General features: G+C 58.9%; 11 protein-coding genes. 2 read left to right on the top strand and 9 right to left on the bottom strand.

What is annotated here, in order from left to right; genetic code table 11:
• The first annotated feature begins 33 nt into the window (after positions 1-33).
• Positions 34-573 carry a GTP cyclohydrolase I FolE gene (folE, locus tag FDY93_RS14155; RefSeq protein WP_138236410.1) on the top strand — a complete coding sequence of 180 codons (540 nt, stop codon included), beginning with the start codon at positions 34-36 and terminating at the stop codon, positions 571-573.
• Between the two features lie 22 nt (positions 574-595).
• The gene (locus FDY93_RS14150) at positions 596-949 is read left to right on the top strand and encodes a 5-carboxymethyl-2-hydroxymuconate Delta-isomerase (protein ID WP_138236409.1); all 354 of its coding nucleotides are present in this window, start codon (positions 596-598) and stop codon (positions 947-949) included.
• An 87-nt stretch (positions 950-1,036) separates the two neighbouring features.
• On the opposite strand, the gene FDY93_RS14145 is transcribed toward FDY93_RS14150, so the two are convergent.
• The 9 genes from FDY93_RS14145 to FDY93_RS14105 all read right to left on the bottom strand — a co-directional run bounded on the left by FDY93_RS14145 (position 1,037) and on the right by FDY93_RS14105 (position 13,173).
• Positions 1,037-2,191 carry a hypothetical protein gene (locus FDY93_RS14145; protein WP_220446205.1) on the bottom strand — a complete coding sequence of 385 codons (1,155 nt, stop codon included), beginning with the start codon at positions 2,189-2,191 and terminating at the stop codon, positions 1,037-1,039.
• Positions 2,192-4,003 carry an alpha-amylase family glycosyl hydrolase gene (locus FDY93_RS14140; protein WP_138236407.1) on the bottom strand — a complete coding sequence of 604 codons (1,812 nt, stop codon included), beginning with the start codon at positions 4,001-4,003 and terminating at the stop codon, positions 2,192-2,194.
• 81 nt (positions 4,004-4,084) lie between these two features.
• The gene (locus FDY93_RS14135; RefSeq protein WP_138236406.1) at positions 4,085-4,420 is read right to left on the bottom strand and encodes a hypothetical protein; all 336 of its coding nucleotides are present in this window, start codon (positions 4,418-4,420) and stop codon (positions 4,085-4,087) included.
• A gap of 242 nt (positions 4,421-4,662) precedes the next feature.
• Positions 4,663-7,425 carry a TonB-dependent receptor gene (locus tag FDY93_RS14130; RefSeq protein WP_138236405.1) on the bottom strand — a complete coding sequence of 921 codons (2,763 nt, stop codon included), beginning with the start codon at positions 7,423-7,425 and terminating at the stop codon, positions 4,663-4,665.
• 74 nt (positions 7,426-7,499) lie between these two features.
• Positions 7,500-8,735, bottom strand: coding sequence for a PQQ-binding-like beta-propeller repeat protein (locus FDY93_RS14125; RefSeq protein ID WP_138236404.1), 1,236 nt, complete (start codon positions 8,733-8,735; stop codon positions 7,500-7,502).
• Positions 8,736-8,953: 218 nt separating this feature from the next.
• Complete coding sequence (locus FDY93_RS14120; RefSeq protein ID WP_138236403.1) at positions 8,954-10,837, bottom strand: winged helix-turn-helix domain-containing protein; 1,884 nt, start codon at positions 10,835-10,837, stop codon at positions 8,954-8,956.
• A 269-nt stretch (positions 10,838-11,106) separates the two neighbouring features.
• The gene (locus tag FDY93_RS14115; protein ID WP_138236402.1) at positions 11,107-11,982 is read right to left on the bottom strand and encodes an alpha/beta fold hydrolase; all 876 of its coding nucleotides are present in this window, start codon (positions 11,980-11,982) and stop codon (positions 11,107-11,109) included.
• 122 nt (positions 11,983-12,104) lie between these two features.
• The gene (gene sixA, locus FDY93_RS14110) at positions 12,105-12,563 is read right to left on the bottom strand and encodes a phosphohistidine phosphatase SixA (RefSeq protein ID WP_138236401.1); all 459 of its coding nucleotides are present in this window, start codon (positions 12,561-12,563) and stop codon (positions 12,105-12,107) included.
• A gap of 52 nt (positions 12,564-12,615) precedes the next feature.
• Positions 12,616-13,173 carry a DUF4389 domain-containing protein gene (locus FDY93_RS14105; RefSeq protein ID WP_138236400.1) on the bottom strand — a complete coding sequence of 186 codons (558 nt, stop codon included), beginning with the start codon at positions 13,171-13,173 and terminating at the stop codon, positions 12,616-12,618.
• Positions 13,174-13,288: the final 115 nt, after the last annotated feature.

Raw genomic sequence — 13,288 nt, 5'->3', positions numbered from 1 at the left:
CACCTCTGTGGGCGAGACGTTGGAAGCATACTGATGAAAGAACACTACGCACACATCATTGAAGCCATTGGCGAAAACCCGGAGCGCCCGGGGCTGAAAGATACCCCCCTGCGCGCCGCCAAGGCCATGCAGTACCTCACCCGCGGCTACCAGCAAACGGTGGAAGAAATCGTCAATGACGCGCTCTTCCCGTCTGACTGCAGCGAAATGGTGCTGGTCAAGGATATCGAACTCTATTCCCTGTGCGAGCACCACCTGCTGCCATTTATCGGCAAGGCGCATGTCGCCTACATTCCCGACGGCAAGGTGCTGGGCCTGTCAAAGGTGGCGCGCATTGTAGACATGTTTGCCCGCCGCTTGCAGATCCAGGAACAGCTAACGGTAGAAATTGCCGAAACCATCCAGCGTGTCACCGGCGCTGCCGGTGTTGGTGTGATCATTGAAGCGAAGCACATGTGCATGATGATGCGCGGGGTGGAAAAACAGAACTCGGTGATGAAGACCTCCGCCATGCTCGGCTCCTTCCGCAGCCAGCAGGCCACCAGAACCGAGTTTTTGTCCCTGATCCGATAACCGCAGCGAGGAGAGCACGGCGATGCCCCATCTGGTAATCGAATACTCCCAGCAACTGGAAGAGGCCATTTCCATCGCAACCCTGGTGAGAAATGGCCAGCGGGCCATGAGCGACACCGGGCTCTTCAACGCCAGCGCGATAAAAACGCGCGCCGTACCCTATCGGGATTTCGCGCTCGGCAATGATGAAGGTGGTGGAAATTCGTTTATCCATGCAGAAGTGCGAATACTGGAAGGCCGCACCACCGAGCAGAAAGAGGCGCTGAGCGCGGCCATTTTCAACAGCCTGTGCAAATCCGCACCGGAAGTGCCGGAAATTTCCGTGGAAGTGCGGGACATGCAGAAAGCGAGCTACTCGAAGCGGGTACCGTTCTGAACCCGATCGCCGTGATCAATCGTGGCTCCCTCGCGCCAAAGCAGCATCCCGCGCGCTTAATTCGTCTCTGAAGCTGGCGCTATCGGTTCAGTGCTCCGACAACACGTCAGCATATCTCCATTTCAGATTCACATAATCGTGGATATGTTTTTTCAGTGCATCGAGTGATCCGGTTTCCCCGCGGAAGTCGGGATCGGGAAGCTGTTGCCGGATATCCTTCCAATCTCGTCCGGTGAAGAATTCCGGGTCTACGGTTGCCCCCTCAAGATCAGCAAGCGGCGCAAGATAGATATAGCCGTCGAACAGCTTCCTGAGGGTAAACCCCGCATCACATATCGAATAACTGCTGCTATCGGTCAGTGCACCCACCGGAGAGTCCAGGTCGAAGCCCATTGGGCCACCTCCCAACGCGTGCATCAGCCGTTCGATTTTTCCATTGGCTGGAGATACCAGGCGCCTGCCGCTATTTGCCCTGGCGGGAAATGGCTGGTGAAGTGCGATAGAAAGCACCCTATCCGGATACTTTTGAAACAAACGATTGCCGAGTGTCCACGTTACGACATCACAAAAATGGTCACTCCAGGAGTTAAACACCGGCATCTCGAATCTGCTGAACGCGTGAACGGTGCCGGTAAGAACGAGTATTTTCTGGTTCTTTTCAAGCACTTCTCTTTCAATTACCTCCGCCCTATACATATCGGGCGTCCCCTTCGCGAAGACTGCATTCATATTCTCCGGGGTTCTCGCGTCACCAACACCGAAGTGGCGCCAGTCATACCGGTAACTGAGATTCAGGATCCTGAATGGTTCTGCGCCTTCCGGTAGCCCTCTGTTGAATGCCCACGCGGCCCGGTACATATCCTGATATTCCCGATAAGGCCAGGCGACATTGTATGAGTACATCAAATCACGGGCCGCCTGCGGGTCGTAGGCCGGCGCAGAGAGCAGAGCATCGAGCGTTTCCTGATCCTCCCAGGCCCCAAACTCCATGCCGAGATTGCGAACGCCGGCATCATAGAGCTTGGGAATCAGCCCTTGCACGAACAGCAGATTGTTCTGCACCGCGTGATCTTCCGCCAGCAGGACAACATCGCTGCGATCAAATTTCTGGATGATGTAACTTTCCGGGTCCACTCCATTGCGGTTGAGATATGTCAGTGCATCCTCGGCGTAAACTCTGGGCACATTAACAATCGCAAACAAAAGCGCAAGCAGCCAAATTTTCGTCATTTCACAGTGCATCTATTGATTCTCTTTTTCCAGAACATGTCCGATGTTCAATGTATTTTCTTCGATTCCCAGAGTGTTACTCGGGAGCGCTTCCAGCAGCAGCACGCGGTTCAATACACGGAATTTGGCGTAACCATCGCGCACTGGCTGCACTTCTCCTGTGTAAGCATTGCGCAGGCGCGTGCCGTCGGCGAAGGTGTCGCCGACGGCGACCCTGTCGCGCGCCCGGTCGCTAAGCTTGATGATCACCTTGTCGCCACTGGCCGCGTGCACCCGCGCGAAGGTCTGTTCCGCAATACGGACCTGCGCGCCGGCACCTACCGCCAGGTGCCGGCGACGGAACTGGCCCAGTTTCTGCCAGTGCGCCAGCACTGCCAGGTCCTGGTTGTCCCAGTTGTAATCGGAACGGTAGTTTTGAATGGGATCGGAAATATCGCCCAGGTCGTCGGCTTTGCGCGCCACTTCATCGCCGTAAAAAATCTGTACCGCGCCGGGTGCCAGCAACAGGCTGGTTCCCAGGTCGATACTGTCAGCCGGGTTGGTGTCGCGCTTGTAGGTGTTATTCAGAAAGCTCAATGTCGACCAGTCGGCACGGCTGTTGAGCTGATCTGCGTACTGCTGCCAGATGTCACCGATACGGCTCAGGTCGCCACTCTTGGGAAAGGTGAAATTGACGATGGAATCGAAACCCAACTCGGCATATTGGGGATAGAAGCGGATATCCGAGTCCCAGACATCGCCCGTCATCCAGAAGTCGTCGCGCCATTGTGACGCGAGCGATTCGGGGTGCGCGCGCCGCCACTGACTCAACGCGGCGTTCGCGGCCTGATGCAACTGTTGCCAGCGCTGCGCGTCTACATTGTCGATCACATCGCAGCGGAAGCCGTCGATGCCAAACTCCCGCACCCAGGCGGCGAGCCACTGGATGACATAGTCGGCTGGCGCCAGTGGCTGATCGCGGCGGTAGGGCACAGCGCTTGGGTTGACCCAGGGCGTAGCGTCACCCTCTTGCTGCCACTTGCGGCGCAGGAAGTCGGGGATGGCCACCGGTTGCGTGCTTTCAGTGCGAAAGTCCGGCAGGCCGTAGATGCTTTCGGTCAGCAAGTCCTTGTCTACCTCGTCCGGCGCGCGTGTCCAGTCGTCACCCCACCAGCGGTCGCGCTGGTGTTTTTCTGACAGCTGGAACAGTTCCAGATAATCGAAGCCCTCGCGATGTTCGCGGGCGCTGGCCTCGTCGAGCCCCACATCACCAAACCCCAACTGCACAGCGTCTAGCAGGGTGTTGTAGCCGGGGTGGTTGAGACCGGCATCCATAATGACGCGGATGCCCTGCCCGTGAGCCAGATCCACGAAGCGACGAAACTCCTCGACAGTGCCGAAGTTTCGGTCCATGGAGGTGAAGTCCATGGGGTAGTAGCCGTGGTAGCCGTAGTGAGGAAAATCGTTGCGACTGCCACCGCCGACCCAGCCATGCATCTGCTCGTAGACGCCGGTGACCCAAATGGCACTGACACCCAGACGCTGGAAATAACCGTCCTCAAGTTTTTCGATCACCCCGGCGATGTCACCGCCGTGAAATGTGGCAGCGTTCTTGAGCGCCGAACCGTAGTCGGTCTTGCGGTTGTAGTTCTGGTCGTTGCCTGGGTCGCCATTGCGAAAACGGTCTACGAACAGGAAGTAGACGCTGGCATTGTCCCAGGAAAATTCCAACGGCGCTTTCGCCGCAGTCTGCGCCATCGCCTGCGTCGCCAATTGTCCGCAACCGAGCAGCAGGACGAGGGCAACGGAGAGCCGCAACATGGTTGCGGTGTTACTCAAATTCATGATCAGTCCTTATTATCATTTTGGAATACAGCCATTCGCATTGCGCGGTGAACTCATATTTTTCATGCGAAGAAGAGCTTATTAGTAGGTTTTTCCCTCACGAAAAACGGGCGCATCTACCTGTATTTCATAGGCATCCTTTTGCCTCACCTCGTTCGCGTATTCCAATCGCAGTTCTTTTGCCCTGGCAATCCAGTAGTGCTTTTGCTTGCGCATACTTGGTATCTTCCAGCAGGCGTCACCTCCGTTTTCCCCGCAGGGCCACTCCCGGTGCACCAGTTGCCAGCGCACCTGGTTGACGATCTGACGCACGCGTTCGGGGCACAAGCCGTACTTGGCGCCTATGGACCTGAAAGAATCGCCGGCGAGCAGCTGCTCGAACATTGCCAACGCTCTCAGCGGAGCATGAGTCTTCACAACTACATCCTTTCAATGGCCGGTCTGTTCTCTGGCGGTCAATCCCGACAACAGCGTCGGGAAATCCGCCCGGCACAGGATCTGGCGGCCGGCGTCCAACCTGATCATGTAGTTATTCCTCTGCCGACCGCCGGCAGCAGGAGAGCGATCTTTAGAAAATAAAGCATTGCTGTTTTTCCCTTTCTGTTGAAAGGGATGTGCCCCGCCGATCCAGCGGGGCACATCCGCTACCTCGCTGCTCGTCAGAACTCGTAACTGACGCCCAACAGATAGGTGCGGCCGTAGCTCTGGTAGTCGCGAACCTGCAGTTCATTGTCGCCGCTCAGTGTGGTGAACGGTTCCTCGGTCAGGTTTACGCCCTGCAGGAATACGGACAAACCCTCCAGACCACCGATGCCAGCGTCGGCAAAGTCATAGCCGATCTGCGCGTCGACGATGGTTTCACCCAGCACGTCGACCTGGGTGGATTCAAAGCCAATACCGTAGACCTCACCGTTGAAGTCGGAGCGTTTGCGCAGGCTGGTACGTGCCGAAAAACCGTAGTTTTCGTAGTACAGCGTCAGGTTTTGGATACTGTCGGACAGTCCCGGCAGCTGAAAGTCGTTGCCATTCTGATCTTTGATATCGGAGCTGACACCGGTGTGGCTGGCCAGCAGGCCGAAACCATCCAGGCTCTCGCTGAAGATATTGAACGGCAGGGTCAGGGAAACCTCATAGCCCTGCAGGGTGCCGCCGCCACCATTTACGCTACCACTGCCGCTAGCCCTGGAATTCTCCGGAACCATACCGGTGAGAGGATCGGCGACGCCGACCAGGTCCACTTCATAGGTGCCGTTGAAGACCCACTGGTCCAGGTCCTTCCAGAACAGGGCCACGGAGAAGTAACCCTCGTCACTGAAGTAGTTTTCGTAGGAAAGGTCTACCCCCACAGCCTCCTTAGGTTCCAGCAACGGGTTGCCTCCACTGATGCCCCAGTAGTTACCATTGGCATCCGGTACATCTCTGTAGCCAACGCTGAGCGACGCGTTCATTTGATCCATGCGCGGACGGGAAATGGTTTTGGCGGCCCCGAAGCGCACGGTCTGCTGCTCATCGAGAGCCAACGACAGATTCAGGCTCGGCAGGAGGTGGCTGTAGTCGTGGCTGATGTCCGTGGGTTCGGCGACGACACGTCCGTCGATTACCTGACCGGCAAAGCCCTTGGAGCGCTGTTCGGTATAGACATAGCGCAGGCCGGCATTACCGGCCAGCGACAGACCGCCAACCTCTGTTTCAAATTCTGCCTGCGCAAACGCGGCAGTAACCGTTTCGTTAACGGAGTAGGAGTCGGTTACATGGTTGAGGTTGATATCCGATTCAGTGGTGAGGTCGTAGTAACCATCCGCCAGCAGAGCGGCAGCGTCATAGGCAATAACGTCTCCCATGCCGATAAAGTCCAGGGAGGCAGTGCCCAGGCGGTATTCTTCCGGAACGACCAGCCGGCCCGGGAACGCATCCAGGGTCACATAGTAGCCTTTGGTGCGTCTGTTTTTTTCCCGCTCACGGTAGGAAACGCCATAGCTGATTTCGTTTACGATTCCGACATCCATAAGCTGAGAGGCGGCCAGTTTCAGCGAGGTCAACTCGTCGTCGACTTCCGGCGCATTGATAAAGCCGTCTTGCGCGGTGTTTTCCCACTCAGTACCGACAAGGTCATACCTGTCGTTCAGCGCCCCACCCCAGCTCAGTGGGCCGCCCAATTGGATCAAGTCATAATCGCCATAGTCGAGCTCATGCTCAAAAATGGCACCCGAATTTCCGGCGCCCATATTGTAGGTCACGGTATCGCGCAATCCCTGGCTGTCTCCGCGACCGGTGCCGGCATAGCTTTCGAAGCTCCAGATTTCGCGCTTGACGTTGGACTGACTGGCATCGAACTCGAGCTGTAGCTCTTCGCTGACATCGTACTTGAGGTTGAAGCCGAAGGAGTTCAGTTCAGCTTCACGGTGTTCGTCTTCGTTACGAACCAGCGGTTTCATATCCACGAAGGTTCCAGAAGTGATAAAGCCACTCTCTGGGTCGATTTCGTTGGCGATTCCCTCGGTTGCGATGTAAACGGGAATATCGAAACCGCGCAGGATTTTCTGATCGGAGAAGTCCACGTACAGGGCATCAAAGGTAGTCTGCAGCTTTTCATTCGGTCGCAATTCCACTACCAGCATCGCGCTGTCGCGCTCCAGCACCGAGGAGCGGACCAGGGGCTTGGCGCCCGTCATGACGGAATAGGACTGGCCGTCGGCATCGACATTCTGGTAGCCCCAGGCGTGCCAGCGCTCTTCCTGGTTCGGAGAACTCATGGTGTTGTAAGCGAAGGCCACACCGATGGTGTCGTCGGCAAACTGGTCGATATAGGAAATGGTGGCGCGGTGCCCCTGATCTTCACCATCGGGATTCAGCTTGTCGAAGCCGGTCTGCTCCAGCTGGCCGTTGAACTTGACCACGCGCTCGCCGCGCTCGAGTGGCTTGACGGTCTGCATATCGATCACACCGGCGATCCCTTCGGCCTCGATGTTGGCCATTGGGGTTTTGTGCACGGTAACGCCGCTCATGATCTCGGAGGGATAGAGGTCGAACTCCACACCGCGGTTGTCGCCGATGGATACCTGTTCGCGACCGTTGAAGGTAGTGGCGCTCTCGTTCTCACCGAAGCCGCGGATAGTCACACGGCTGGCCCGGCCATCCAGGCGCTGGGTGGCCAGGCCCGGCAAGCGCGAGATGGCTTCGGCGATGGAGGAATCCGGCAGTTTGCCGATATCCTCAGCAGAGATGACCTCTACTACGGACTTGGCATCGCGCTTGGTGCTGATGGAGTCCATCACACTTTTGCGGAAGCCGACGACCGTTATTTCTTCGAGTGACGCATCGTAGCTCTCCTCTTGCGCCTGGACGCCGTAAGAGGCCGTTACAGAAACCGCGACAGCACAGCTGATCGCTGCCGGCAACAGTCTTTTTTTATTGTCATACATCGCATGAGCTCCTTATGGTGCTTTTTTGGTTGTTTTGCTTTTATCTGCTGAGTGAAGAAGGAGGCTTCGTCGTGTTACAGGCGAACCGCGTACAGCTTGCCTCCGGCGGTACCTGCATAAACGTATGAACCATCGGTAGTGAGATTGAGGATGGCGTCCAGACCCGAGAGCATGCGCCGCATGTAGGCAACGCTGCCGGCATGACTGCCGTCTTTCTCCGCCTCTTCGTCCATGCGAATACCCCCTTCAGGGCGCACGTAGATCGCCTGATTGGCCCGGCTGCGAGTGGACTGGAACAGGGCGCGGCGCGCGCCAGTCTCGAGGTCGACGGCGAACAGTTCACCGGCCAGAGTGCCGACAACCAGTTCCCGGCCGGCAATGGCCGGCTGCGCGAATACAAGGTGGTTGGTGGGGGCAAAGAATTTCAGATGCCCATTGTTGAGATCCTGGCCCATCACACCGAGGCCGTCGGACAGGCCGAAATACACGGTGCCGCCGCTGATCGTGGCGGGGGAACCGATCCAGGAGTTGGCGTACTTGCTGCTCCACTGCTCGACGCCGGTGCGGGCATCAATGGAATAAAAATAAGCACCGCGGCTGCCCACATAGACGCGCCCCCCGTGCAGCTGCGGTGTCAGGTTGAAGCCCGGCCAGCCGTCCCAGCCGGCCATGGCGCCCTGGGGCAGCCTGCCGACAAACTGCCACGCAATGTCGCCGCTCTGCGCATCCAGTCCGTAGAGGTGGTTGTCCCAACTGCCGACGATGACAATTCCCTCGTGGTGCACCGGGTCCGTATGCACTACCCCGGTTTCCTGGCGCCACAGCGGTTTACCGTCGCTGAGAGACAGCGCCTGCACGCCGCCACCGATGCCGACAAAAATCCGCTCCCCCACCACCAGCGGTGCCGAGCGGTACCAGGCCCAGGTGCGGGAGAACCGGCCCTCGCCCCAGCCCCAACTGGTTCCGTCGGTGGTGGCTTCGGCGTCTTGCGCGGCAAAGAACCACAGCCGGCGGCCGTGCCGGTCCAGGGCGTGCACACCGTTGTCTGCATGCAGCAGTATTCGCTCGCCGGCGAGGGCCACTGCCGCGGCGATTGCCGCACCCGCATCGTACTGCCAGCGTTTGTGTCCGGACTTGTCCAGCGCGAAGAGGTGTTTACCGGCGGAGGTGTAAATGGTGTCCCCGTCCAGCACCGGCTTGCCGATCACCATATCCGGCGCCTCGAACTGCCAGGCCAGGGCACTGTCGGTCTCCGCCTGCAGCAGCCCGCTGGCTGCCAGGGCGAGTGCCATCAGAATGTTTTTGAGCATCAGTCGTTCCCGTTTGGAAACCCGGACCAGGCCCGCTGGGGCAAGGCTGGCACCGGGTTCAGTTGCAATCGGGAGCAGAGACTAGGGATAGGTACCGTGGGCGTCCTGAAATCGGCCCAAGGCGTTCCAAGGAGTTCCAAATGTCAATGGAATCAATAAGTTAGAAGCAGTGTTTGCAGGTGCCGCGGGGACGGGAGGGCGCGGCACCCGGGGTGGTTTCAGGGGTGGTTCGAGGGGTAAGAGCCGCCCTGGGGCAGCCCTATTTGGCGCAGCAGCGCGGTGAATTCCGGCCGGCCCCGCAGTGGTGCGTATTTGGGATCGACCGCAACCCACAGCAGCTCCAGCTGCCGGGCCTGCAGCGCCTGTTGCAGCCACTCCAGGGCGCGCTCCTGCTCGCCGGCTGCCACCGCGTAACGGGCAAGGGAAAGGGGTGCCTGATACTGGCCGATATTGCGCAGCTCCCGTTTCTCAAACGCCAGCCAGCGGTAGAAGCCACGGAGACCGCTCTCCGCGAAGGCCCGCTCGGCGGCGGCCAGTTCCCGCTCGCCGTAGTCCATTTCTGCCAACACCTGCAGATACGCCCGGAAGGACTCTTCCTCCCGGCCCATATTCTCCAGAATCGCCTGCCGCGACCACAGGTGCACCAGAGAGGGTTGCTGCAACGGCATCCGCTTGTCCAGTTCGGCCAGTGCCTGCGGATAAGCGCCCATCATGTTGTAGATCCAGGCCACTGAGGGCACCGAGTAGGAAAAAGGGTCCAGAGTCCGGTAGGCGCGCACCTCGTGCATCGCCTCGTCAAAACGCCCCATGGCCAACAAGAACTGCGAGTAGTGGAAGTGGGCCAGACCGTGGCTGGGATTGCTCGCCAGGGCACTCTTGAAATGACGTTCAGCGCTGGGGAAATCCCACTCGTAGAGGAACACCAGGTTAGCGAGCTCCAGATGCGCATCAGCAAGTACCGGGTTCAGTTGCAAAGCCTTTTCCAGCAGCTGCCGCAGCTCCGGCAGAGCACGCCGCACTTCGCTATCATCGCCCAGGCTGCGTATCCGCGCCTGGGCCAGCCCCACATAGGCCGGAGCGAAGTCCGGCGCCGCGACCAGGGCCTGCTCGAAGGCAGTGACGGCCCGTCGCCCATGCTCGGGCTCCGCCTGCAACAGCAGGTAGCGCCCAAGCTGATAGTGCGCCAGGGCCTTTTCCGGCGGCAGGTATGGCGCCCTCCCAGCCTCCTGTAGCGATGCCTTCTCTCCAGCAACGGCAGCCGCCAGCTGCGTGGCGACCTCCTCTGCAGTGTTCGCCAGGGCATTGCGCCCGGCTTTGTCCATTAACAAAACCTTCGACCACCGCAGATGATCGCTGGCCGAATCGATCAGCCTGAGCGAGAACTCGATCTGCTCCCCACGTCGCACTACGCTGCCTTCCACCAGCGCACTGGCATGAAGTTCCTCGGCGATTTCCGGCAGCTTCTTGCCGGTGTCGCGGTAGACCATAGAAGACGTGTGGGAAATGACCCGGATACCGGTGTGACGCGCCAACCCGGCGACCAGGTATTCGGCGAACCCCTCGGCCAGCGCCGCGCTGTCGGCATCTCCGCCCGGATTGCCGATGGGCAGCACGGCGATCACCGGCGGCGCCGAGCTTCCAGCAGTCTCCACCGGCACGGGGGTTGACGTCACCTTGCCGGATATCAGCCACCAGGAAGCAGCCAGAGTGACGCCCAGCAACAGCGACAGCGACAGCAACACCGGCACACGCCAGTGCCAACCGGTGCGGGGCTGGCGTGGTGAGGAGGCTTCGGCAACGGCCGCAATCAGGCGATAGCCATACCCAGGCAAAGTCTTGATATATGCGGGGCGCCGCGCATTGTCTCCCAGCGCCCTGCGGACCTGGCTGATCGCCACGGAAATCGCATCTTCCGTCACTACCTTGCGGGGCCACACTTCGTCGAGCAACTGCTGCTTGGAGACATCCTCTCCGGCGTGGCGAATCAGGCACAACAGCAGCTGCAGCGGCGTGTGATCCAGCCGTCGTGCGACGTCGCCGTCCACCAGCGTTCCCTCGTGAACGTCGAGCAGCCAGTTGCCGATGTAGATGGGGTTTTGCATGGGGTCGCCGTACCGGGAGATGTTATAGAGCTGAATCAAACCAGATCGTCTCGATCCAGTTCGATGCTATCCGCGAAATGCCGGTGCATCGAGGTGCAGCGCCACGCAAGGGATGCTCCCGGGCCTCCATTACGCCGGTCAACATTGCCAGGCTGAACGATTTCGCCACGCCTTAATATTGAAAAAAACACACAGCGTCAATCGGCCGGCCAACGAGACGAGAGTGTTACGCCCTCCCCCCCCTGGCTTTTCGGCCGACGATAGTCCGGTTAGATTTTCGCTTCAAGAAACGGCAGAAACCACCGGGCAATGGTCTCCGCACTCTCCTCCATGTGCAGATGGTGCCCACCGGGAAATTCATGGATTTCTATATTCGGTATGCGTTCGGCAATGGGACGGATGCGCTCGATCATGCCCTGAATACCTTCTTTGCCCAATGCGAGACGAATGGGCATGGTGGCGCGGGACAGAAACGCCATCACCTGCGCCTCATTCAGTTTCGCCAGCGAGCTCGCCAGCAGTTGCGGGTCATTACTCCAGGTATACCCGCCTTCACACGGGCGTACGCCCCGCTCCACCAGCGCGCGAGCCGCGCTGTCGCTCAATTTGAACAGGCCGTTCTTGCGCGCCGCCGTGGCCACATCCAGCGATGCAAATACCTTGGTGCGGCGGTCACGGTAGCGCGCGCGCTGCTCAATGCCTTTGCGCAGGGTTTCCGGGGCTTCGGAATCTGAGGTAGGTGGCGGCACAAGACCGTCAATCAGGGCGAGGCGGTTTATACGCTCGGGAAAAGTGGCGGCGGCAATGGTACCGATTACCGCACCACGGGAGTGCGCCAGTACGGAAAAGCGCTGCCAACCGAGGGCATCCGCCATGCCCAGCACATCCTCAATTTCCGTCCATACGGTGTAGTTGGCATCCCGGTGACGGTGATAGCTCTGGCCGTGCCCGGCCATATCCACCGCCACCAGATTGAGGCTCTGATTGTGACTTAGCAGATGGGGCGCCATGGCATCGAAGCTGGCGCAGTTGTCCAGCCATCCATGTAACGCCAGGACTGGCACGCCGCTGGGATTGCCCCACTGGCGCGCAGCGATGGTGTTGCCCTGAATATCCAGGATGATTTCTCGGGGGGATGGGCTCATGACAGCAGCTTCCGCTAAATCGGCCCTTCATGCTGACAGCCCGGAAACCGCGGCTCAATGGCGGCAGGCGCCAGACTCAATGGCCGTTTTTCCACGGCCAATACAACGCACTTCACGCCCGACTATGGCTTATGTTGCAACCATTCGAGCTCGGCACAATCGCGGGCCCACACATCGGCACTGAGACAGGCGATACTCGAGGTACCCATGGGATGCTCATCGCCGGTGCCACACAAGCCGTTGACGAGGCTGCCCACCAGCGGCTGATGGCTGACCAGCAGCAGCGGAAAGAGGTCTTCATCCGCGTCCGCCAGTGCATCCAGCAGTTCATCCAGCGGGGTATCACCGGTCAATACCTCCTGAATCTCCACCTCGCGCTCGAAGGTTTCCGCCACGATCTTCGCCGTCTGGCGGGTGCGCACGAAGGGGCTGGCCCAGATTGTTTTCACCTGTGCCAGCTCCGAGGCGCGCTGCTCGCACACCGCGGCCACTTCTTTGCGCCCTTCTTCCGTGAGTGCGCGGGTTTCATCACTCTTACTGAACGGCTCGGCGTGGCCGTGACGCATGACAAGCAACAGCACTACTTTCTCCCGTCAAATCCTGACTGCCAGACTTCGTGGACACGCTCCGGGATTATTTGTCGCCGGTGTTTTTTTCGACATCTGCGGAGGTGTCACTGCCGAGTTCAATGACGGTTTCATCTTCCGCACTTTCATCCCCGGACTTCGCCGCCTTGGGCTTTCTTTTCTCCGCTGGCTTTTCTTCCGCCTTTTCCTGCGGTTTCTGCTCAGCTCTGGCAGACGGCGCTTCGTCCACTTCCTCAAACTCCGCAGTAACCTCTACATCATCGTCACTGCCGATCACCTCGCCATCGATTTCCTCCGCGCTTTCATAAGAGGAGAGATCTTCCTCCTCAGACTCCGGCCACTCAGAGAAGGGAAAAGGCTTCTCCTCGGTGTTGTAGATAAGAAACTGCAGGCTCTGGTAGATAAAAGTGGAAATCTGGTCGCCGAGACGGCGCAGATTGTCGTTGGCCCCCCCGCTGAAAATGGCGAACAGGAATTGGGCAATAATCACAGCCAGCATGACAAAGCCGGCAACTTCCAGCAGCACCGCAAACAGCACCATATAAACCAGGCGCAGCCATTGGTTGGTAGAGGTCAGGTTTCGTTTCAGTTCTTCATTGCTCATGGGCATTCACCAGTCCGTTGTTGGGCACCATTGTTAAAGTCGACGTTAAATACAACACCAAAGACAGCCGGCCACTCGGGCCGGCAATCAGGAAGCACCGTAGTCCGGTATCGTT

Source organism: Microbulbifer harenosus (assembly GCF_005771435.1).
Lineage (GTDB): Bacteria > Pseudomonadota > Gammaproteobacteria > Pseudomonadales > Cellvibrionaceae > Microbulbifer > Microbulbifer harenosus.
The sequence above is the reverse complement of the archived record's forward strand: the minus strand, read 5'-3'. Positions and strand labels throughout refer to the sequence as shown.

Bases quoted from the DNA above. Each gene is read 5' to 3' on its own strand.
- folE (WP_138236410.1), top strand. From the start codon at position 34: ATGAAAGAACACTACGCACACATCATTGAAGCCATTGGCGAAAACCCG.
- FDY93_RS14150 (WP_138236409.1), top strand. From the start codon at position 596: ATGCCCCATCTGGTAATCGAATACTCCCAGCAACTGGAAGAGGCCATT.
- FDY93_RS14145 (WP_220446205.1), bottom strand. From the start codon at position 2,191: ATGCACTGTGAAATGACGAAAATTTGGCTGCTTGCGCTTTTGTTTGCG.
- FDY93_RS14140 (WP_138236407.1), bottom strand. From the start codon at position 4,003: ATGAATTTGAGTAACACCGCAACCATGTTGCGGCTCTCCGTTGCCCTC.
- FDY93_RS14130 (WP_138236405.1), bottom strand. From the start codon at position 7,425: ATGTATGACAATAAAAAAAGACTGTTGCCGGCAGCGATCAGCTGTGCT.
- FDY93_RS14125 (WP_138236404.1), bottom strand. From the start codon at position 8,735: ATGCTCAAAAACATTCTGATGGCACTCGCCCTGGCAGCCAGCGGGCTG.
- FDY93_RS14120 (WP_138236403.1), bottom strand. From the start codon at position 10,837: ATGCAAAACCCCATCTACATCGGCAACTGGCTGCTCGACGTTCACGAG.
- FDY93_RS14115 (WP_138236402.1), bottom strand. From the start codon at position 11,982: ATGAGCCCATCCCCCCGAGAAATCATCCTGGATATTCAGGGCAACACC.
- FDY93_RS14105 (WP_138236400.1), bottom strand. From the start codon at position 13,173: ATGAGCAATGAAGAACTGAAACGAAACCTGACCTCTACCAACCAATGG.